We start from the raw sequence: 23,026 nt of genomic DNA on the forward strand, positions 1-23,026 counted from the left end.
GCTTCGAAGAASCCGCCGCCGAAACTTATAAAGATTATACAACTCTATTTCTTGCTGACAGCCAGCGAGTAAATTCCTTTTCCGGCTGTAAAAATACCTACTGCAAGCAGTCCGCCGCCAATGCCGAAAACAAGTTCTTTCAATATAGCCGGCCAGGTTGGAAACAGGTGATGAAAATATTCGATTCTGTGGGCAAAAATTCCTCCAGCCACAAGAATAAGGGCAATAGTCCCAACGATTCCCAATGCTTTGATGACAATGGGCAACGCTTTAACCAAAAAATGTCCCAGCTTTGCAAAGAAGCCCTTATCATTGCTTTTTTTGATCAATTTGAATCCTGCATCATCCATTCTTACAATTAACGCCACAATTCCGTAAACCCCTACTGTTGCAATAAATGCGACTAAACTTGTTACAAGGATCTGCGTGATGAAAGGATGGCTCTCCTCCAACACCGTTCCCAATGCTATGATGACGATCTCAACAGATAAAATAAAATCGGTAGTAATAGCGGATTTAATCTTTGTTTTTTCAATTTCTTCAGAACTCTCGCCTTTTGGATTTTCAATTTCCTGTTCCACTTCGTGCCCTTTTTTGTCGCGGTGGAAAAGGAATTCAATAATTTTTTCCATTCCTTCAAATGCGAGGTAAAGTCCACCGAGGATCAGCACATAATTAATTGCGGGAGGATATAACCAGTTCAGTAAAAATACAACGGGAAGAATGATGAGTTTATTTACGAAAGAACCTTTGGTAATTGCCCACAATACGGGGAGCTCGCGTGATGAAAGAAACCCTGTTGCCTTTTCGGCATTTACCGCAAGATCATCCCCCAGAATTCCTGCTGTCTTTTGAGTCGCAATTTTACTTGTTACCGCTACATCGTCCATCAGAGCCGCGATATCATCCAAAATAGCAAAAAATCCAGATGCCATATATTTTAATATTTTTTTAATAATTGTTAAACAAAAATAATTATTTAATTTGACTTACTGTATGACTAACTGTTGTTTTAGAAAGAATTACACTGATTTAATTCTAATAAAATTGATTCTTAATGTCTTAAAAAAATAGAAGCACTACATTATTTCACAGCCTTTTATCAAATATGGTTTTACTTTATCAACTTCCATGCAAAACGATCAATAAATACATGATTAAGTACATCTTTTAATTCATGTAATTTTTCTGTACATTTAATCTATGAAAAAGCTGATTTTAAGGTATCATTTTTTCGTTCTGGGAGTAATCAGCGTTGTATTAAATTCATGCAATACAAAATTCAGAGTCTGGGTAGGAACGAACAATGAGCAGAAGATATACAATCTCAAATATGGTGAAGATAAAAGGCAGAAAATGGACGTTTTTCTCCCTTCGGAATATCCTGAAAATTCTCCGGTAGTTTTACTTGTTCACGGAGGTGCATGGAAATACGGAAGAAAAGAGCATATGATTCATATTCAGAAAATGTTTTTTAACAATAATATTCCGAGCATTAATATGAATTACAGGCTGGTTTCAAAATCAAAAAAAATAACGTATCGGGAGCAGCTGGAAGATATTTATTCTGCTATCAAAAAATTTAATGAGCTGGCGGGAAAAGCAGAATTACAGCCCAACAATTATATTCTTCTGGGGGAAAGTGCGGGCGGCCACCTTGCTTTATTGTACGGATACCAGCATCCGGATCAGATCAGGAAAATCATTTCCATGAGCGCGCCTACCGATTTTTATTCCGGTGAATATCTGAATTCGTTCTATTCCAAATATTCTTCTCCTACGGTTCAGGCCGTTGTAGGAACAAAATTTAGCCGAAAAGATGTTTCTGAAGAATTCCGAAAAGCAAGCCCGATTGCCAATGTTTCTGATGTTCCGACTTTGATTTTCCAGGGAAACCAGGATTTTCTGGTGAATAAAAAGCAGGGACTGGCTTTAGATTCGGTTTTAACGGCCCAAAACATTCCGCATAAATTGATCTTTATGAAAAATACAGGACATGCGCCAAGATTTTTTAACAAGAAAAAAAGAGACACTCTGATTTACCCGAATATTCTGGAATGGATAAGGTTTTGAGTGATGAGTAATAAATGATGATTGAGATGTGTTTAAGATTGCTGCTTTTAAATTGCTTCGGATTTTTTGCATAAAAAAGCCCGCTCATTGAGCAGGCCTGTATTATTTAATTTTAATGAATTTAATCTTCGTCTTCATCAAACTTATGATTTTCATATTTGGAGAAATCTTGTTTCTTGCCGAATAAAAACTTTAGAATTACTGGTACTGTAGTAATCAGAACAATAACGATAATAATGAGTTCCAGTTTTTTCTTCAGGTCAATCCCGAATTGATCAATAAACAATTTATCAAGATAATGTCCTGAAAAAATCAAAAGGAAAGACCATAAAATTGCTCCGATGATATTATCTCTTAAGAAATCTTTTTTATCCATTTTTACGATTCCGGCAACAATTGGTGTAAATGTTCTTACTACCGGAAGGAATCTTGCCATGATGATCGCCAGTGCGCCGTTTTTTTCAAAGAAATCATGTGCCTGATACAAATATTTCTTTTTAAACAACCAGGTGTCCTGCTTTTTGTATAGTGCGGAACCTGCTTTTCTTCCGAAATAATATCCTACTTCATTTCCTATAATTGCGGCAAGCGCAACAGAAGAGGCTAAAATAAATGTATCTAAGAAATCGCTACCCGTAGATCCGAAAGTTTCTCTTATAATGTCGATTGAATAAATTCCCGAAACAAAAAGCAATGAGTCTCCCGGTAAAAAAAATCCTACAAAAAGACCTGTTTCAGCAAAAATAATAAACAGAATAAGCCAAAATCCGCCCAGTTTTATATAGAACTCCGGATTTAATAAATCTTTCCAACTATTGAAATCTTCCATACGTTTTGATAAGTAGCAAAAATAGGATTAATAAACGTCATTCCGAAATTTATTATAAGATTTTAACGAAATTTAAACATGACTTTTACAGGTCCATATCATCATCCGAAACTGCGGTTCCGTCGGCCATGAGAAATGCTTTCAGGAATGGCGTAAGATTTCCGTTCATTACAGAATCCACGTCGGAAGTTTCATATCCTGATCGCACATCTTTCACCAGTTTGTAAGGATGCATCACATAATTCCGGATCTGGCTTCCCCACTCAATTTTCATTTTGTTGGCTTCAATTTCGTTTCTGGCTTTCATCCGTTCTTCCAATTCCATTTCATATAATCTCGAACGAAGCAACTGCATGGCTTTTTCCTTGTTCTGAAGCTGTGAACGGGACTCGGAGTTTTCAATGATAATTCCTGTTGGTGCGTGACGGAGACGGACGGCGGTTTCCACCTTGTTTACGTTCTGTCCACCCGCTCCTGAAGACCTCATCGTTTCAAAGGAAATATCAGCCGGATTGATGTTGATTTCTATCGTATCATCTACCAAAGGATAGACATACACCGAAACGAAACTTGTATGTCTTTTCGCATTGGAATCGAAAGGCGAAATCCTTACCAGTCGGTGCACTCCATTTTCTCCGCGAAGATACCCGAATGCAAATTCACCTTCAATTTCAAGCGTTACGGTTTTTACACCCGCAACATCACCTTCCTGGAAGTTCAGTTCACGGATTTTATAGCCTTGTTTTTCTGCCCACATGGTGTACATTCTCATCAGCATGGAAGCCCAGTCGCAGCTTTCGGTTCCTCCTGCTCCGGCTGTAATCTGCAATACCGCGGAAAGTTCATCGCCTTCATTGGAAAGCATATTTTTAAATTCAAGATCTTCGATTTTTTCTACCAATTGAGGAAAAGTTTCATCAAGCTCTTTTTCAGAATCCGGATCTTCTTTGGCAAAATCTACAAGAACCTGAAGATCTTCAAACTGGGTATGAATTTCTTCATAGGCTTCCACCCACTTTTTTTTGGAACGGAGCTGCTTCAGGAATGCTTCTGCTTCTTTCGGATTGTCCCAGAATTCAGGAGCTGCGGTTTTTTCATCATCATTGGCAATTTCAATCTTCTTTTTATCGATCTGAAGATATTTATGGAGGTCGTCAATTCTTGCCTGAGTTTCTTTTATATGGTCGCTGTTAATCACGATTTTTATTTTTGCAAAAATAAGAAATTTTTATTCCATACTGCTTTTCCAAGGATTCACCAGATTTTTATTAGACTTATTACAATAAAGTTTATTTTAAAGATTAAATTTTCTACAGTTTTTTTGATCCTTCATTCTTACTCTCTTCTTCATTGTGCGGAAAACCGATAACCCTTCTCGGTTCTGCGACGACTCTGTACGAATCGAGTTCTGTTTTAAGATTTTTAACCCTGTTCTGGAACTGGTCAAAATTGTTAACAATCACATCTGTTAAGAATCTGGCGATCTGATCCAGGTATTCTTCCGTAAGCTTTCCTGCCGAGTCCCGCAATGCAGCTTTTAAAATATTCTGGTCGATCTTAAGATTTTCATTCCTTGTTTTCTGATACTGATTTTTGATTCTTTTTTTAAGGCTTTGTGTAAAATCAATGAGCATGGTATTGCTGAAAACCTTCATCTGAGAAGAGATTCCGTGCCAGAAAGGAATTTTATCAGCTTTGTTATTTTTTAAAATTTTAAATAAAAGAGAGTCTTTTTCCAGGTTTTTGGTCATCGCATAAAGAATAATTTCCGATCTTTCTGCAAGGTTAGGCGGAAAAATGGGAATCATCACATCAAATCTTCCGGGAGCCAGAATTTCTTCATCGATTTCGGAAACCGAATTGGCAGAGCCTACCATCAGCAGTTCTTCCTGCCCGAATTTTGAAATATAATTCAGAATGATTTCCTGAGTTTCGAGATTGCATGAAGCGACATTGTTTTCAGCTTTCCTGGCCATCATGATATTGTCGAAATCTTCCAGGAACAGCAGTACTTTTTCTTCTTTCATCATGGCTACGAGAAAATCATTAAAATTAGTCTTATTTCCGTCTACGAAAGAAGTTCCGAGATAATGTTTTTTTACTTCTTTAAACTGGTAGCCGATAATTTCTGCAATTTTGGTAGCCCAGAAAATTTTACCGCTTCCGGGAGGACCATACAGAATGATTCCTGCCGGCTTATTAATTCCCCAGTCTTTTACCTGCTGCGGATTAAGGAATGGCTCCAGAACTGTGGAAATGTGGAAAAACAAATCTCTGTACCCAATAAAATCTCTTTTCTGCAGGCTTGTTTTATGCCCGAAATAATCATACACAAATTTATAATTGCCACCTAATTTGTTATCAATACCGTAACTGGACACGGAAGATTTAAAGAAGCCATTATCGAAAATATTGGGATCTGCTTCTTTGATCGCCTTCTCCACTTTTTCTTTGGGCTGATTGATCTTTTCGGCAATCTGCTCAAGGGTTTTTGCTTTATCTAAATCCTTTTCGTAAAGCCTTAAAAACTCGATATTTTCACGGGCGAATTTTTCAAAGTCTTCTTTTATTTCAAAATTGGTACTGATACAATCTACAAGATCAAGATCGAAATCCTGAATGAACTGTTTTATTGCTTCCGCAGAAACTTCCAGTTCTTTTGCCAAATCAACTAATTTCATATCGGTATATTATACTAAACTTGTTTAAACTTTTTATTTAAACAGATTTAATACCAAAAATAGCGTATTTGAAATAAAATTTAACCTGATTTAATATAAAAAATGTAACATTTAATTTTTTTGAGAGACTATTACTACGTAAAACAAATTACATGGAAAAAATCCTGTCAGTAAAGAATCTAACTAAAAAATTCAAAAGAGTTGTGGTAAACAATATTTCTTTTGATGTAGAAAAGGGGAATGTGTACGGTTTGCTCGGCCCCAACGGAAGCGGAAAGTCTACCACCTTCGGAATGCTTCTTTCCACCATTAATCCTACAAGCGGCGACTGGTACTGGTTTGGTAAAAAGGGAACCGATCCGGATACGCTTAAAAAAATAGGTGCCATCATCGAACAGCCCAATTTTTATCCATACCTGAGTGCAGAAACGAATCTTAAAATCGTTGCAGAGATTAAAGGTACGCCTTACCACAGAATTGATGAGGTTCTTCAGACGGTAGGACTTCTGGAAAGGAAAAAAGACACTTTCAAAACTTTTTCTTTGGGAATGAAACAGCGTCTGGCAATTGCTTCTGCAATGCTGAACAATCCGGAAGTAATGATTCTGGACGAGCCAACCAACGGCCTTGATCCGGAAGGGATTATCCAGATTCGTGACATCATCAGCAATATTGCTAAAAAGGGAATTACGATTATTATTGCAAGCCATTTGCTTGATGAGATCGAAAAAATCTGCAGCCATGTGATTGTACTGAAAGAAGGAAACTCCATCTACAGCGGAAGGGTGGATGAGATGACCGCTAATAATGGGTATTTTGAATTGAAAGCAGACAACAACACATTGCTTTTGAATGCATTGAATTCTTTAGGATGGTTCAGTTCTGTTCATCCGGACGGTGATATCCTGAAAGCGCAGATCCGTGATGATGCGTCTATTTCTGCATCTTCTTTAAATCAAAAGCTGGCTGAACAGGGCATTTTTCTTTCTCATTTAAGCAAGAAGAAAATGTCTCTTGAATCTCAATTCCTTGAACTTGTAAAAAGCACGAATTAATCATGATTAAATTATTAAAACTCGAATATTATAAAAACCTGAATTACAGACCATTTAAGGTTTTCACGATTCTGTATTTTGCGATTCTTATCGCTTTACTTTTCATCGGCCTTGTTGATTTTGATCTTTTCGGAGGAAAGATTAACCTGAAAGAAGAGGGAATTTATAATTTCCCGGAAATCTGGAATTTTACGACATGGATTGTTGCTTTGCTGAAGATTTTCCTTGGATTAATCATTGTTTTTTCGATTTCACAGGAGTTCGGCAACCGGATGTTTAAACAGAATACCATTGATGGGTTAAGCAGAAAGGAATTTATCTCCTCAAAATTATTGACCATAAGTATTTTCAGCATCGTTTCTACAATTATTGTTTTTGGAATTACCATATTCCTGGGCTATCAATACTCGGATACTACTGAATCTGCAAAGATTTTTGAAGAGATCTTCTTTATCGGAAACTATTTTGTAAAGCTGTTTACGTTCTTCTGTTTCCTGATGTTTCTTTCTGTTTTATTAAGAAAATCAGTTTTTGTATTTCTTGCACTTTTTGTCTTCTGGATCGGAGAAGCTATTTTGTCAGGAGTAGAAACTTTTATGAAAGTACGCGGACTGCAGGAAGCTCAAAGAAATGAAGTACTTCAAAATGATTTCTTTTTTACACATCTGTTGCCGCTGGAAAGTATGTCGAGCCTGATTCCTAATCCGATGGTAAGGTTGAAAATGGCAAAAATGATAGGCCTGAAATATGAGTTCCACTATCCAACGGAAAGCATGATTGCGTGTCTGGTTTGGTGCGGCATCTTTATTTTCGGCTCCTACTGGATTTTAAGGAAGAGAGACTGGTAAGTTTTGATTCAAGATTCAAAGTTTAAAGTTTAGAATTTATTAATAAGATACAAAGTGATTCGTTTTTCGGGTCGCTTTTTTTATTTTTATTGAAGTTTTGCTTTATATTTAATAAAAATTAATCCCATGAAGAGAATATATTACGTTCCCGGACTCATTAGTGCTTTGCTGATACCGGTTTTGTTTTGGTACTATATTAATCCATATATTGATAATACGAAGTATAATATAGTAGATATCGGAATTCCTGCCAAATTAAGGGAAGATAAAAGCAATGATCTATACAGTTTTGAATCCGTAAGAAACTGGGACTATAAGAAAATTAAAGTTGATCCTTCGAAAGCCAAAGAAAATTCGAGATTTTATGTTTCGGAAATTAAAGCACTTCAGAAAAGAAATCAAAAAGATAGCGGAATTGAATTTATTTTAAATAACAATAATACGTACGGTGACTTTGTTTCTTTGCTAAATGATATGGCGATTGCAAAACAGGAGACGTATGCCTTAGATCTGGAAAAAACAGGACATTTATTTGCCACGGTAAATTACATTGATCCCAAAGCGGAAAAATCTAAAGAAATGGATTGTCTTCTGTGTAATGACGTGATCGATAATTTTTATGAACCGACTTTCTCTGATAAAATTTACGATTTTATTAGCTGGCAATACCATAAAAAAAATTTTGAGAATGTATCTAAACTTCCAAAAGGAGCTTACTACATCATCTTTGGATTTTTGCTGTTCTTAAATATTTCCATGCTGAGCATTAAGGAAAGGTTTCAAATTCAGAGATTGCGTTTGCTCTGATGAATTCCTTTCTTAAAAAATGGTTGGATTTATTTTATCGCAAAGTTTTTTATAAAGATTTATCATTTTAAATAAGATGAATCAACATGTTGATTTGATAATCTGACAATTTTAACATGCAGCTATATTCTGCCGTATAAATTTAAAATCTGCGTAATCTGTGAAATCTGCGGGATATATATTTTCAATTATTTAAAAATTCTTCACTACGCTACACTTCGTTCTGCTCCGTTCAGAATGACATTTTCAAAAACAAATAAAAAGAAAGGACTGCCTTTCGGCAGCCCCCTCAATCACTTCACTTAAAACACTAGTTTTTATCTTTCTCAAGGAGCGCGATATATTCGCCGTATCCTTTTTCTTTCATTTCCGCTTTTGGGATAAACTTCAAAGAAGCACTGTTGATACAGTAACGCAGCCCTCCTTTATCTTCAGGTCCGTCATTGAAAACGTGTCCCAAATGCGCATCACCCGTTTTGCTTCTCACCTCTACTCTTGTCATTCCGTGGGAACGGTCCAGCTTTTCTTCTACCAGCTGTTTAGTAATCGGTTTTGAGAAACTCGGCCATCCGCAACCCGATTCAAATTTGTCTGTCGAAATAAATAACGGTTCTCCCGTTGTAATGTCTACATAAATCCCTTCACGCGTTTCGTCCCAGTATTCATTCTGGAAAGGTCTTTCAGTTCCGTTTTCCTGGGTCACATTATACTGTTCGGCAGTTAGTTTTTCCTTTAAAACTTTTTTGTCCGGCTTTTGGTATTGGGTTTCTTTTTTCTTAGGAGGGTTTGCATTTCTTGCCATTTCAAATAATCCCGGCTCGATGTGGCAGTAACCTCCGGGGTTTTTATCCAGATAATCCTGATGATAATCTTCTGCTTTGTAAAAATTCTTTAACGGGATGGTTTCCACCACTACCGGTTTGCTGTAGTTTTTAGCAAGTCTCGCCACTTCGGCTTTTACAATGGCTTCCGTTTCTTTATCGGTTGAATAAATTCCCGTTCTGTATTGATCTCCCCTGTCATTTCCCTGTTTGTTTAAACTTGTGGGATCGATGGTTTTGAAATAAAGATCAATAAGAAGTTTAAGATCCACCTGCTCAGGATCATATTTCACTTTTACGGTTTCGGCAAAGCCTGTGGTATGACTGATAACTTCTTCATAGGTAGGATTTACCTTGTTTCCGTTGGCATATCCTACTTCTGTTCCTACAACACCGCGTACTTGTTGGAAAAAATGTTCGGTTCCCCAGAAACATCCTCCGGCAAAATACACTTCTTTTACATTTCTATTGTCCATAATGGTCTCATTTTCCTTTTTAAAAGCGGTAGATTTTGTTTTGGCATCTCCGCAGCTTGTTGCAAATACTGCTATTCCCAGCACAACGCCGAGTAAAATCAATATGTTCTTCATTTTTATATTTTTTTTCATTTTTCGAGATTTAAAATCATTCAGCCAGATCCTCACAACATATGATCTTTTTACCATAAAAAAGTCTGTCACTCTGATTCCGTTAAGCATTTTCCACATTCCTGAAATTGTAAGTAAATAGCTAAGTGTTATCAGGAATATGATAATCATTCCTATTGCGGCAAGCTTTCTTAATGATGCAAATTTCACACTAAACAGGAGTATTGCTGCAATGATAATTTCTATCACTCCGATAGTATCACTCACTGTCTGAATATGTACTCTATCATATACGAAAAAGGTAACCCAATGGTTTTCCAATAAAGGCTTTATGATGTTTGCTTCTGATGGGATAATTCCGAAAATCGCAATCCACAGCAATATGAGTGCAGCCCCGAAAAGCCAGATATGATATTCTTCTTTTTGGATAAGATTTCCCTGATCTGTTTTTACTATCGTTCCGTTCATTTTTTACGATTTGAGATTCTGCTTACTTAAAGTATAGTCGAAGCAGTTTCAAAATCCTGACAGAATATTTTATAAAAATCTTAATTTTTAATTGATTTTTATTTAACACATTGAATTTCAATACTATTAATTTCAACCGATAGAACTCAATGGAATTATGCCTAATAGTGAGAATGCTACTACAGCATAGCCCCGATTGCAATGAAAATCCCGGAATGAAGCGGCGGAGCTTCTGGCAGGCTCAGAACAGGCAAAGCGAAGCCGCGTAATGAGGAATTGTAATGGAAAGCGGGAAAAAGCTCCTGAAAAATCTTTCTGATTATGAAAACAAATATTTCTAAAATGTCAAATATTTCAACCTAAATCCCTTAAAAATCTTAAATTTGCAACTTATCAAAAACTGTAAAAAGCAAAGCCACATAAATTATGACATCACAAGAGATTCGTCAAAAATTTTTAGATTATTTTAAAAGCAAAGGACACCTTATCGTTCCTTCTGCACCAATCGTTCTGAAAGACGATCCTACCCTTATGTTTTCCAATTCCGGGATGACGCAGTTCAAGGATTTTTTCTTAGGCTATAAAACACCTACCGCACCGAGAATTGCCGATACACAGAAGTGCCTGAGAGTTTCCGGTAAGCATAATGACCTGGATGATGTAGGCCGTGATACGTACCACCATACCATGTTTGAAATGTTGGGGAACTGGTCTTTCGGAGATTATTTTAAAAAAGATGCTATTGCTTTTGCCTGGGAATTGCTGACGGAAGTGTACGGAATTCCTAAAGAAAACCTGTATGTAACCATTTTTGAAGGAGACGCTTCAGAGAATCTTGAAAGAGACCAGGATGCCTATGATTTCTGGAAATCCCATATTTCCGAAGACAGGATCATCAATGGAAATAAAAAAGATAATTTCTGGGAAATGGGGGAAAGCGGGCCTTGCGGACCGTGTTCGGAAATTCATGTCGATTTGAGAACTGCGGAAGAAAAAGCGAAAGTTTCCGGACTTGAACTGGTGAACAACGACCATCCGCAGGTCGTGGAAGTATGGAACCTGGTTTTCATGGAGTTCAACAGAAAAGCGGATAAATCTCTTGAGAAACTTCCTGCACAGCATGTGGATACGGGAATGGGCTTCGAGCGTCTTTGCATGGCGCTTCAGGGTAAATCTTCCAATTATGATACGGATGTTTTCACACCGCTTATTGCGAAAGTGGAAGAGCTTTCAGGAAAAAAATATACCGGGATTTTAGAGGATGAAAAAGATATTGCCATCCGTGTGGTGGTAGACCATATCAGAGCCGTTTCGTTTGCTATTGCTGACGGGCAGCTGCCTTCCAACGGTGGAGCCGGCTATGTGATCAGAAGAATTTTAAGAAGAGGGATTTCTTATTCGTACCGTTTCTTAGGAATGAAAGAACCTTTCCTTTACCAGTTGGTTGCTGTTTTACAGGAGCAGATGGGAACTTTCTTCCCTGAACTTGAAAAACAGGGGAAATTGGTTTCTGAAGTGATTAAAAGTGAGGAGGAATCATTCTTAAGAACCATAGAAAACGGATTAATCAGGGTTGAAAAATTAATTCAGCAGACGATCGCCGATGATCAAAAGGTTTTGCCAACGCAAGAAGTTTTTGAATTATATGACACTTATGGTTTCCCGGATGACCTTACCAGAATCATTGCGGAAGAAAAAGGTTTGACCATCGATGAAAAAGGTTTTGAACAAGCTTTAAATGAGCAAAAGAAACGTTCAAAGGCCGATTCTGCGCAAAAAGTATACGACTGGGTAACATTGGAAGAAAAGCCTGAAAATTTTGTAGGCTACGATAAATTTGAATCTGAAACCTACATTACACGATACAGAAAAGTAGAAAATAAAGATGGTGAATTTTACCAGGTGGTTTTAAGTGAATCTCCTTTCTATCCGGAAGGCGGAGGCCAGGTTGGTGACAAAGGGATTCTTGAAAATGCTGTGGAAAGTTTTGAGGTACTGGAAACCAAAAAAGAAAACGGACTGATTATTTCTTTAATCAATGGTCTTCCGAAAGATGCCGGAGCCGTTTTTTATGCTAAAGTAAATGTTTCGGAAAGAAAAAACTCTCAGGCCAACCACTCGGTAACGCACTTATTGCATGAAGCATTAAGGCAAGTTCTGGGAACTCATGTTGAGCAGAAAGGATCATTCGTTGGTCCGGATTACCTGCGTTTCGATTTCTCTCATTTTAATAAAATGACGGAAGAGGAACTGGCTTTGGTGGAAAATAAAGTCAACGCCAAGATCAAGGAAAATATTGCTTTGCAGGAATTCAGAAACATTCCGATCCAGGAAGCGCTTGAAAGAGGAGCGATGGCTTTGTTCGGGGAAAAGTATGGGGATAGTGTAAGAATGATCCAGTTCGGAACATCTATGGAACTTTGCGGAGGAACCCATGTGAAAAGCACCAGCGAAATCGGTCATTTCAAAATCGTTTCCGAAAGCTCTGCCGCAGCAGGAATCCGAAGAATTGAAGCGATTTCCGGAGATAAGGCTGAAGAATATTTCAAGAATCTTGAAAAACAGATTGCCGAGCTTACCCAGTTGCTGAAATCAAAAGATGTGGTACGCTCTATTGAGAAATTAATGGAGGAAAATTCCGCATTAAAATCTGAAGTAGAAGCCTTGAAAAAAGAAAAAGCAAAAGGAGAAATCGGCGAATGGAAAGGAGCTTATGAGCAAAAAGGTGATAAATTACTTCTGGTAAAGAGAACTTCTTTGGATGCCGGTTCGGTAAAAGATATCATCTTCCAGTTAAAGAAAGAAATTCCGACTTCCATTACGGTTATTCTGTCCGACGCAGACGGAAAACCCATGATTACCGTTGGCGTTTCTGATGATTTAGCGGGAATTTATCAGGCGGGCGCTTTGATTAAAGATTTGGCTAAAGAAATCCAGGGCGGCGGCGGCGGAAATCCGGGCTTTGCCACAGCAGGAGGAAAAAATCTTGATGGCCTTGAGAATGCGTATCAGAAAGCGTTGAATATTTAAGCTTCAATATAACATAAAGTAAAAAAGCAACTGTCGTCGTGGCAGTTGCTTTTATTTTTAATGCCTTTTATTATCAATAGAAATGGGCTTCATCCCATTTACCAGATTAAATAATGCGATTGGCTTTAGCCAAATGATTTAATTTTGGCTAAAGCCAATATTGTGAAATTATTTTTTATAGTCGGGCTAAAGCCCGACCCTATTGAATAATTTTCTTTTATAGTTGATTTCATTTTTAACAAAACATTATATTTTCTTCTGTAGTATTGTAACTTTCTTATCAATAGTTTTGTCTAACTATTAAAAAAGACTAATGGCAAAACTTTTATCCCAACTGTTTTTATTTTTTACAGCATTGGTATTCGGACAGACTCAGCTGAAGGTTTTCAGTAAAAACACCAAAGAACCCATCTACAACGCAGCCGTTTATTGCGATGATGAGCTTCTCGGGAAAACCGATCTCAACGGAAGTTTATCCTTTAAAACTAAATGTAAGAAAGTGGAAATTTTGGCCAGCAATTTTGAAGATGTAACGGTGGAGGTAAAGAAAAATATGGAGGTTTCAATGCAGCCTCTATCTGAGAAAAGAGGAAACATCGACCGTGTTGTCATTAATGATAAAAGTGATCCGCGTGCCTTGAAGATTCTTGATGAACTTAATAAAAGAGCTAAGGAAAATTCGCCTAAGTCATTGGATTCTTACAATTTTAAATCGTATACCAAATTTTCTATCGATCTGGACAAAGATTCGATTGATATGTATAAGAATTTTTTAGCGGCAAGGAAAGATTCTATTTCAAGGGTTGATCAAAAAGGTTTTAAGCAAAAAGAAAAGGAAAAAAAGGATTCACTTATCGCTGAAGATTTTATTGATGCTTCAGCGGAAGGCCAGATGTTCCTTTGGGAAAAAGCCAGCGAATACAAGTACTCGAAAAAGTTCGGTGAAAAAACCAACATTATCGACAACAGAATGTCCGGTTTTAAAAACCCTATTTATGAGGCGATGGCCCTGAATATTTCTAATCTTGACAGAACTCCAAGACAGCTGAAACCGGAAAATCGGGATTTATTTCATTATTACCTTTCAGACACCATACAGATTGACGGAAGAAAAACCTATGTTATTAAATTCAAAGAAATTACTGATAAAAAGAAGCAGAATCCAAGAAAATTCAACGGAAAAATATATGTGGATGCCGAGAGCTTTGCCCTGAAAAAGTTTGAAAGCATCAGCAAAAAAATAAACGAAGGAAATATTGTTTCTGTCTGGAAACCCATCCATGATAAATGGTTCCTGGATTATGAAGATATCAGGCTTAAAATGGGAAATACCAGCTTCGATGTCTCCAGGAAAGACAGCGTGAAAGCCGGTGACAGCAAAAAATACAATCAGAAAAAATTCGGGAATTACCTGTATGTGAAAAACAGGTTTTTTGATTTTGATATTAACGAACCCCAGAAAGCATCTGATTTCAAAGGCTACTCCCTTGAAGTGAAAAATTCAGACGGCAGCCTTTTACAGCAGTACAGAACCGACAGTCTTACTGCGCGGGAAAGTAATACTTACACAAAAATCGACAGCTTTGTCCAGAAGCATGATTTTGAAAAGAAATTAAATACGTTAACCCAGCTTTTAAGAGGAAATCTTCGCTATAAAATGATTGATTTTGATCTTACCAAATTCATCAGCTACGACAAATACCAGGGAATCCGTCTTGGCGCAGGAGTAAAATTAAATGAAAAGTTCAGCAATACTTTTTCTCCGGACGGCTATTTCGGATACGGTTTTAAAGATCACCGCTGGAAATATGGCTTAGGGCTTGATGTAAAGCTATCTGACAAAAGAACATCTGTTTTCCGGGTTGAATATCTGGATGATGTTTTTGCGGCAGGAAGATTCAGCAATTATATGTGGGATAAAATGATGAAGATATCCGACATTAACCTTGATCTTCACAATGCTGTTTTCTACAGAAACCAGAAATGGGGCGCTTCTTATCTTTATGATATTTCCAATGCACTAAGCATGAAAATTGCCGTGAATAAAGAGAAACAGCAGTCTCTTTTCGATTATCAGTATAAAAACCTCGGAAACAGTTTTGATAACGCCAATGCGGTTTTATCTTTAAAATTGGCCCCGAATGATAAAAATATCATGACCCCTTCCGGAAAATTCACCTATGAAAAAGGTTATCCGCAGGTATTTGTCAACTACGAGAAAGGATTCAAAACACTCGGTGGCGATCTTGATTATAACAGACTGGATGCGCTGTTCGTTCATCAGTTCAGGACAAAACTGGGATCTACCAACATTAAAATTTTCGGAGGAATATCTTCAGGCAGTGCTCCAATCTGGAAGAATTTTGAAATAGCCGGTCAGAACGATGCCCATATTGACAAGTGGTATTCCAACATCAGTACCCCTTCAAATCTTGGATTTGCAACAATGCCTTCGGGAACTTTCTTCGCTGATAAATTTGCAGGGTTTAAAATTTCACAATACCTGCCTTTTAAATTTAAAACATTGGGTAAAAGATATTCGGATATTGAGCTTGAATACCAATCGGCGATCGGTGGCTTTAAAAACCGGCAGGATCATCAGTTTGAATTCACTGCGCTGGATCATTATTACCAGGAAGCGGGACTGATCTGGAACCAGTTCCTGGGAACCGGTTTCGGCGTAGGATTTTCCTATAGATTGGGATATTACCGGACTTCTGAATTTAAAGAAAATATCGGGATTAAAATAAAATTCAATCTTTTAAGATAGCCCGAAAACAAACTCAGATATCAGTTAATCCCGGAATTTCCGGGATTATCTTGTTTAAATACAGGATCAATGAAACCGGCTGTTAATATCAATTGACAAAGTTTTTACAGCATGATAAATATTACTAATTTTGCCCTGTCTTTATGAAAAGGATTTTAGTAATTTTATCTTTCTGTATGTGTATTTTTGGTTTCTCACAATCGAAAGTCACTTCTATTGAAGCTGTTGTCATAGAAGATAAAAGTGATTCAAGAGCCCTTGAAATCCTGAAAAAAGTCAATCAGCAATTTAGTGAAAACTCTCCTAAAACACTTGATTCCTATTCTTACAAATCCTACGAGAAAATCTCTCTGGATATTGACGAAGACAGCATCACCCAATACAAACAGTTCTTTGAAAATGCGGAGTTATTCAGAAAAAAAAGAGAAAAAGACTCCCTGAACAATGTTTCTGCCAGAAAGATATTTTCAAATAGTAAATTATTCCTCTGGGAAAGAGCCCAGGAATTTTTATATTCAAAAAAATACGGCGAAAAAATCAATATTCTTGACAACAGGATTTCCGGGCTGAAGCAGCCGATCTACGAGATGATTGCGCTGCAGCAAAGCAACAGAGACCAGGTTCCCACTCAGGTAAAAAAGGAAAACAGAGGCTTGTACAGATTCTTTTTAACCGATACGATTGAAATAGACGGGAGAAAAAATTTTGTCATCCGCTTCAGGGAAGTCAATTTTAAAAATCCGGATAAAAAACGAAAATACAACGGTGCTATTTACATTGATACTGATACGTACGGCATCAAAAAAATTGAAAATTTCAGCAAAAATAAAAACGACGGCATCATCACCAGTACCTGGATCTATTTCCGCAACAAATGGTTTCTCTCTCATGAAACTGTAAAGCTGAAAATGAGCAATATGGTAATGCAGGAGGATAACAAAGAATCTCCTGATGAAAAACATGTAAAAAATAAAAAGCAGAGTTTTGGAACCTACGCTTTCCTTACTTCCCGGTATTTTGATTATCAGTCGCCTGCGGCAAACGATAAAAATGATTTTAAAGGATATACGTTTTCCGTAAAAAATATTGGTGGAAACACCTTAGCGCAGTACAGGACAGATCCTTTAACAGAGCGAGAACGGAACACTTACAAAACCATCGATAGCCTCGGAAAGATCTATAATATTGACCGTAAAGCGAGGGTTGTAAGCGGTTTGCTGCTAAACGGCCAGATAAAAGCGGGTGTTGTGGATTTTGCGGTTGATGAAATCGTGAATTATAACCTGTATGAAGGCGTCAGAGTAGGAGTAAAAGCCAAGCTTAATGAAAATTTCAACCCGTACTTTTCACCGGATTACACTTTTGCTTATGGATTTAAGGATGATAAATGGAAGTACAGAATCGGGCTTGATATTAAAACCACGCTGGAAAAAGATTCTTATTTCAGGATTGATTATTATGACGATGTCACCGCTTCCGGAGAGTTTTACCGAAGACTGTGGAATTTTAAAATGAGAATGGCCAACTACGGTAACAACCTGAATAACGACCGCTATTATCATTACAGAGGAGCATCCGTTTCCTATCTGAATGACGTTACCAACGGATTGACGCTGGTTTTTGCAACACGCACCAATCTGGAGGAAGCTTTGTTCGATTATTCTTTCCGTGGCAGAGGTTCATCTTTTAACAATTTTAATACTTTATTTACCTTAAAATATTCGCCGAACTCCACCAATATTATGACACCTCAGGGAAAATCCCTTATTGATCAGGAATACCCGGAACTTTATTTCAATTATGAGCAGAGCTACAAAGCATTGAGCGGCGATTTTAATTACACCCGGTTTGATGCGCTGTTTGTCCATAATTTTAAGACCAGGCTGGGAACTACAGGATTCCGGCTGTATGGCGGAATGGTAATTGGAGATGCACCAATCTGGAAAAATTTTACGATGAACGGGCTGGCTTCGCCGAGGAGGGATTTTAATTTCAACCTCACTTCATTTCTGGGATTTGCAACGCTGGAAGGTGGAAAATTCTATAATGACCGGTTTGTAGCCTATTATTTTACCCATAAGCTTCCATGGTATTTCAAAAGTTTCGGGCAGAATATTTCAAGCTTTGATTTTGTATTGAGAGGAACCATCGGAAATATGAAACATCCCGAATATCATCAGTTTAAATTCAAACCGCTAGACCATCTTTATCAGGAAGTAGGCCTGGAGTGGAACAATTTTCTTTCTACCTATTTTAATCTGGGGTTGTTTTACAGGGTAGGTTATTACACCACTCAGAATTTTAAGCAAAATTTTGCCGTACAGTTTAAGCTAAAGCTTCTGGAATTTTAAATAATTAATAAATAAAAAATAGAAATTAAACAAATGCAGACCATCCAAATACAGGCAGAACAGTTTTTTGAATTGTTGAAATTAAAAGATACTTCCATGTGGGAAATTTTTGCCCAGATGATTGACGGAAACGAAAAGGAAATTATTTTTACAGATCAGGAGGAAAAGATATTATTCACCTATATTCTGCCTTCCAATCGGGAAAAACTGGAAGAAGACCGAAAGGAATTTTCAAAGCAGTTTGCGGATAAGCTGGCGAACCTTAACTGAGTTTTAGGGTTGAAAGTTATGTGGTGATTTTCAAAGTAAAAGTTAATTCCGTATTAATTTAAAAAAATCATCATTCATAAACGATCTATTGTTCTCTCACACTCTAACACTAAACACTCCCACTCTCAGACGCTCCCGCTCTTAAACAAGTCAACCGTCCTTTTTGCTTCGGCAACATCATGAACCCTAAGGATTTTTGCACCTTGTTGCAACACTTTCAGGTGAAGCTTCTGTGTTTCTTCGTTGATATCCAGCGGAGATTTTCCCAATGGCTTATAGATAAAAGATTTCCTCGAAATTCCGATGAGTAAAGGAAATTTACCAAAACCTAAATATTGTGTTTCATCAATCATCTTCATCTGATCTTCCACCGTTTTCCCGAAACCGAAACCCGGATCGAGAATAATATCTTTCACTCCTTTATTTAATAGCTGTGTAGCTTTTTCGGAAAAATAGCGGTTAACCGAGAGGATAATATCGGCAAATTTAATTTTGTCGTGCATGGTTTCATAAGAAGGATTTACATGCATCAAAATATACGGAAGATGTGTTTCTGCCGCAGTATCGAACATTTTTTCATCATATTGACCTCCGGAAATATCGTTAATGATATCAATCCCTTCATTAAATCCGAACTTTACCGTTTCAGCATAAAAAGTATCCAGGGAAATTAATGCTTCCGGAAATTCTTTTTTAATTAATGAAATCATATTTCCCAATCTTCTGATTTCCTCTTCTGTGCTTAAAAATTCAGCGTTGGGTCTTGTGGATTGCGGACCGACATCTATAATTTCAGCGCCATCTTTCAGCATTTTGTACGTCTGCTCAAGCGCCGTTTTTTCCGTATTGAATTTCCCTCCGTCAGAAAAAGAATCCGGGGTAAGGTTGAGAATCCCCATGATCTTCGGGAATGACAGATCTAACAACTTCCCGTTACAGTTGATTGAGTTGGAGGGTTGGAAAGTTGAAGAGTTAGAGAGTGAAGGCACTTGAAAACCTGAAAAATGATGATTAGACATAAAACAATATAAGCTGAAATGTATTCTACAAAAATAAAGAATAAAACCCTTTATTGCTCAAAAAAACTCCATTCAAATCTCAAAATATGTACATTCCTACCCTAAAATTGTACACGCTAAACTATCCTATCAAAAATACCGTAACACACAAAATTTCGTATATTTGGGAGATTAAGAAAATTTATGTCAGAAACATCAGTACAGTTTGAGAACATTATCAGTCAGTGCCGTGAGCTTTTCAGCAAGAAACTACAGGATTACGGGCCGGCGTGGCGGGTTTTAAGACCAAGCTCTATTACCGACCAGATTTACATTAAAGTCAACAGAATCCGCACATTGCAGATGACCGGCAAAAAAATGGTGGATGAGAGTGAAGAGGATGAATTTGTGGCAATTATCAACTATTCAATTATTGCGCTTATTCAGCTGGAGAAAGGCTTTTCCAATGATTTTAATGAAAATAAAGAAGAAATCCTGAATCTGTACGATCAATATGCTGCTGAAGCCAGACAACTGATGGAACGAAAAAACCATGATTATGGTGAAGCGTGGAGAGATATGCGCATTTCATCGATCACCGATCTTATTTACCAGAAAGTTTTAAGAACCAAACAAATTGAAGATAACCAGGGAGTTACTGTTGTTTCCGAAGGGCTGGATGCTAATTATTTTGATATGCTGAATTATTCCGTTTTCTGTCTTATTAAATTTTCTGAAAAGAAAAACAGTATAGAATCTCAAAACTAATTTTATATGATCAAAGGTTTATTACGTTTCGTTGTTGCCATTATTTTCATTCTTTCGGGGTTTGTAAAAGCCGTAGATCTGGTAGGCTTTTCCTTTAAAATGGAAGAATACTTCTCTCCTACTGTGTTTAACATGCCGTTTTTTGAAAAATTCGCCTTGCTGTTTTCAATAATTGTGGTGATTCTTGAACTTCTTTTAGGATGTATGCTGTTGCTTAAACTAAAGCTTAAATTTACCCTTTCAGCATTGATTGCCCTTTGTATTTTCTTCGGCTTTCTGACGTTTTATTCGGCCTATTTTAATGTAGTGACGGATTGCGGGTGTTTCGGAGATGCTATTAAATTTACGCCGTGGCAAAGCTTTATCAAAGATATTGTGCTTTTGCTGGCTCTCATTATTTTATTTGTGCTGTACAGAAAAGATTTCAGGAAGAAAGATGCTTACAGCTACAGCGGGAAAAAAGAATCTAATAAAATACAATATATTCTTTTAGCAGTATTTTCTTTGGTAATGATCGGAATCGGAACATACGGAATTATGTATGAACCAGTGATTGATTTCCGTGATTATAAAATCGGTACGGATCTGAAAGCGGAGAAAGAGAAAATCAATAAAAACCCATCGGAATACAAGACGTATTATTCGCTTAAAAATGAGAAGACCGGAGAAGTACTGAAAGTAAACCAGGATGATTACATTAAAGAAACAAAATACTGGGCAGAAGGCTCTCCATGGAAAATTGAGGAAGGAAAAAATGAATCTGTTCTAATTAAAGAAGGCTATAAATCTGAGATTGTTAAATTTAAGGTTGAAGATCCTGCGGGAATGGATGCAACGGAAGAAATCATCAAAGCACCCAAAGCCATTCTTGTTTTTACTTATCATCCGAAAGAGGTTTCCCCGGAATTGCTGAAACAGGTGGAAGCAAAAGCAAAAGCTCAAAAAGCTAATGTTGTATATGGTGTTTCAACAGAACCAGACACTTTCAGAACCATTAAAAATATGATGATGGACGGCACGGCCATTAAAACCATTGCAAGAAGCAATCCTTTCGTGCTGGTATTAGAGAACGGGAAAATTATCGACAAACAGCCGGCGAAAGAATATATTAAATAAGCTTCTCAATTTAATAATACTAACTTTAATTACATTCAATAATGCAGAAATCAAATAAACCAATTGCGGGATACCATTTATTAATGATCTTATCTTCGGTAGACGGAGAATTTGCTCCGGAAGAGGGGATGCTGGTGCAGCAATATCTGGCAGATGAATTTCCTTTTACAACGGATCTTGATAATGAACTCGAAACGATCGCTCTCCTTAAACCTGAGGAATGGAAAGCCCACTTTGGGTTCCATGCCCGTTGCTTCTATGATGATTCTACGGAAGAGGAACGCCAGAGCTTCATCCAATTCGCTAAAACATTAATTAAAGCTGATAATACGGTAACTGATGAAGAGCATTCTTATTATACGCTTTTGAAAAAAATATGGGAGATTAATTAAAAAAATAGGACTGGAAATTAAATTTAACCTTGACTTCTAAATTCAACTTTAAAAATAAAAAGAAACTATGAGAAGAAAAATAGTTGCAGGAAACTGGAAAATGAACAAGAATGTAATTGATGCCCAACAATTGATGGTTCAGTTACTAAGCTATAAAAATAATAATGCGGCCAACTGTGAGGTATGGATTGCGCCGCCGTCTTTGTATCTAATGATGGCAAAAGATATTTTCGAGAAAGATGAAATTGGCGTTTTTGCACAGGATATGAGCGAGCATGAAAGCGGTGCTTACACCGGAGAAATTTCTGCAGATATGCTGGAATCTATTGATGCGACAGGTTCTTTAATTGGACATTCTGAAAGGAGACAATACCACGGTGAAACCGATTCTCACTGCAACAAAAAAGTAAAACTTGCTTTAGATAAAGGTCTGATTCCGGTATATTGTAATGGAGAAACGTTGGAACAGAGAAAAGCCGGACAACATTTTGAAGTGGTAAAAAACCAGACGGAAGTGGCTTTATTCACACTTTCCGCGGAAGAAATTAAAAAAGTGGTTATCGCTTACGAACCGGTTTGGGCAATCGGAACCGGAGAAACAGCAACTCCTGAGCAGGCTCAGGAGATCCACGCGCACATCAGAAGCATTATTGCTGCGAAATACGGACAGGAAGTTGCTGATGAGGTTTCTATTTTATACGGTGGCTCTGTAAAACCGGAGAATGCTAAAGAAATTTTCTCCCAACCTGATATTGATGGCGGACTGATTGGCGGTGCTGCCTTGAAGCTGGAAGATTTTTCAAAAATTATTGAGGCTCTTAACTAAAAGTTTGCTTTCAAACAAGTGAAAAAGTTTATTTTAATATTTTTTGGAATTCTTTTATTTGATATTGTCTACACTTTCTTGTATGATCAGTTTTTAATTGGAATTCAGCCTGAATTTTTACAATATCCATTAAGTGCCATTCAATATCTTGCATGTTCACCGGCAATTTTCTTTAATAAACTGTTGCCTTTTTATGCACCGATACCAGTTTATCAATTAATTCTGATATTTTTAGGAAATGTATTTTTACAAACCCTTTTAGTATATACTATTTTCTTTAAAAGGAGAAAGGTTATGCTGGAAGAATAAAAAAAGTTTCGGGGGCATCTTCGATGC

19 protein-coding genes and 1 pseudogene are annotated in these 23,026 nt (G+C 37.1%); 13 read left to right on the forward strand and 7 right to left on the reverse strand.

The annotated features are described in order from the left end of the window. Positions 1–44: 44 nt before the first annotated feature. A complete protein-coding gene (locus SOP96_RS18720) occupies positions 45–935 on the reverse strand; it encodes a DUF808 domain-containing protein (protein WP_326322399.1) in 891 nt (296 codons plus the stop codon). Positions 936–1,203: 268 nt separating this feature from the next. On the opposite strand from SOP96_RS18720, the gene SOP96_RS18725 reads away from it, so the two are divergent. Beyond that, a complete protein-coding gene (locus SOP96_RS18725) occupies positions 1,204–2,073 on the forward strand; it encodes an alpha/beta hydrolase (protein WP_326322400.1) in 870 nt (289 codons plus the stop codon). Positions 2,074–2,194: 121 nt separating this feature from the next. Here the strand turns inward: SOP96_RS18725 and SOP96_RS18730 are convergent, their stop codons facing one another. The 3 genes from SOP96_RS18730 to SOP96_RS18740 form a co-directional block, all read right to left on the reverse strand. Beyond that, complete coding sequence (locus tag SOP96_RS18730) at positions 2,195–2,902, reverse strand: DedA family protein (RefSeq protein ID WP_326322401.1); 708 nt, start codon at positions 2,900–2,902, stop codon at positions 2,195–2,197. 85 nt (positions 2,903–2,987) lie between these two features. Next, positions 2,988–4,100 carry a peptide chain release factor 2 gene (prfB, locus tag SOP96_RS18735; RefSeq protein ID WP_326322402.1) on the reverse strand — a complete coding sequence of 371 codons (1,113 nt, stop codon included), beginning with the start codon at positions 4,098–4,100 and terminating at the stop codon, positions 2,988–2,990. Between the two features lie 112 nt (positions 4,101–4,212). After that, complete coding sequence (locus tag SOP96_RS18740) at positions 4,213–5,583, reverse strand: AAA family ATPase (protein ID WP_326322403.1); 1,371 nt, start codon at positions 5,581–5,583, stop codon at positions 4,213–4,215. Positions 5,584–5,735: 152 nt separating this feature from the next. Here SOP96_RS18740 and SOP96_RS18745 point away from each other — a divergent pair, with 152 nt between their 5' ends. From SOP96_RS18745 to SOP96_RS18755, 3 genes are all read left to right on the forward strand, one after another. Then, positions 5,736–6,638: an ABC transporter ATP-binding protein gene (locus tag SOP96_RS18745; protein ID WP_326322404.1), complete on the forward strand. Its 903-nt coding sequence runs from the start codon at positions 5,736–5,738 to the stop codon at positions 6,636–6,638. Between the two features lie 2 nt (positions 6,639–6,640). Further along, entirely contained in the window at positions 6,641–7,486 is an 846-nt protein-coding gene (locus SOP96_RS18750; protein ID WP_326322405.1) for an ABC transporter permease, read from the forward strand. Positions 7,487–7,612: 126 nt separating this feature from the next. Then, on the forward strand, positions 7,613–8,293 hold the full coding sequence (locus SOP96_RS18755) for a hypothetical protein (protein ID WP_326322406.1): 681 nt from the start codon (positions 7,613–7,615) through the stop codon (positions 8,291–8,293). A 310-nt stretch (positions 8,294–8,603) separates the two neighbouring features. Here SOP96_RS18755 and msrB read toward each other — a convergent pair whose 3' ends face one another. Together msrB and SOP96_RS18765 are read right to left on the reverse strand one after the other, a co-directional pair. Beyond that, on the reverse strand, positions 8,604–9,722 hold the full coding sequence (gene msrB, locus SOP96_RS18760) for a peptide-methionine (R)-S-oxide reductase MsrB (RefSeq protein ID WP_411911995.1): 1,119 nt from the start codon (positions 9,720–9,722) through the stop codon (positions 8,604–8,606). A 60-nt stretch (positions 9,723–9,782) separates the two neighbouring features. Next, a pseudogene (locus SOP96_RS18765) lies at positions 9,783–10,169 on the reverse strand (DUF417 family protein); the annotation flags it as partial. Positions 10,170–10,595: 426 nt separating this feature from the next. Here SOP96_RS18765 and alaS point away from each other — a divergent pair. From alaS to SOP96_RS18785, 4 genes are all read left to right on the forward strand, one after another. Beyond that, entirely contained in the window at positions 10,596–13,199 is a 2,604-nt protein-coding gene (alaS, locus tag SOP96_RS18770; protein ID WP_326322407.1) for an alanine--tRNA ligase, read from the forward strand. Positions 13,200–13,512: 313 nt separating this feature from the next. Next, positions 13,513–15,969 (forward strand): DUF5686 family protein, encoded by a 2,457-nt coding sequence (locus SOP96_RS18775; RefSeq protein ID WP_326322408.1) that lies wholly within the window; start codon positions 13,513–13,515, stop codon positions 15,967–15,969. Positions 15,970–16,112: 143 nt separating this feature from the next. Beyond that, positions 16,113–18,320, forward strand: coding sequence for a hypothetical protein (locus SOP96_RS18780; RefSeq protein ID WP_326322409.1), 2,208 nt, complete (start codon positions 16,113–16,115; stop codon positions 18,318–18,320). A gap of 33 nt (positions 18,321–18,353) precedes the next feature. Next, positions 18,354–18,590 carry a hypothetical protein gene (locus SOP96_RS18785; RefSeq protein ID WP_326322410.1) on the forward strand — a complete coding sequence of 79 codons (237 nt, stop codon included), beginning with the start codon at positions 18,354–18,356 and terminating at the stop codon, positions 18,588–18,590. A 125-nt stretch (positions 18,591–18,715) separates the two neighbouring features. Here SOP96_RS18785 and folP read toward each other — a convergent pair whose 3' ends face one another. Then, positions 18,716–19,489, reverse strand: a complete 774-nt coding sequence (gene folP / locus SOP96_RS18790) for a dihydropteroate synthase (protein ID WP_326322417.1) — start codon at positions 19,487–19,489, stop codon at positions 18,716–18,718. A gap of 303 nt (positions 19,490–19,792) precedes the next feature. On the opposite strand from folP, the gene SOP96_RS18795 reads away from it, so the two are divergent. From SOP96_RS18795 to SOP96_RS18815, 5 genes are all read left to right on the forward strand, one after another. Next, positions 19,793–20,356: a DUF1599 domain-containing protein gene (locus tag SOP96_RS18795; RefSeq protein WP_326322411.1), complete on the forward strand. Its 564-nt coding sequence runs from the start codon at positions 19,793–19,795 to the stop codon at positions 20,354–20,356. 6 nt (positions 20,357–20,362) lie between these two features. Beyond that, positions 20,363–21,472, forward strand: a complete 1,110-nt coding sequence (locus tag SOP96_RS18800; RefSeq protein ID WP_326322412.1) for a BT_3928 family protein — start codon at positions 20,363–20,365, stop codon at positions 21,470–21,472. Between the two features lie 41 nt (positions 21,473–21,513). Continuing rightward, positions 21,514–21,864 (forward strand): tellurite resistance TerB family protein, encoded by a 351-nt coding sequence (locus SOP96_RS18805; protein WP_326322413.1) that lies wholly within the window; start codon positions 21,514–21,516, stop codon positions 21,862–21,864. A 67-nt stretch (positions 21,865–21,931) separates the two neighbouring features. After that, the gene (tpiA, locus tag SOP96_RS18810; RefSeq protein ID WP_326322414.1) at positions 21,932–22,690 is read left to right on the forward strand and encodes a triose-phosphate isomerase; all 759 of its coding nucleotides are present in this window, start codon (positions 21,932–21,934) and stop codon (positions 22,688–22,690) included. Positions 22,691–22,708: 18 nt separating this feature from the next. Beyond that, positions 22,709–22,999: a hypothetical protein gene (locus tag SOP96_RS18815; protein WP_326322415.1), complete on the forward strand. Its 291-nt coding sequence runs from the start codon at positions 22,709–22,711 to the stop codon at positions 22,997–22,999. Positions 23,000–23,026 lie beyond the last annotated feature (27 nt).

Source organism: Chryseobacterium salviniae (genome assembly GCF_035819015.1).
GTDB classification, from domain to species: domain Bacteria; phylum Bacteroidota; class Bacteroidia; order Flavobacteriales; family Weeksellaceae; genus Chryseobacterium; species Chryseobacterium salviniae.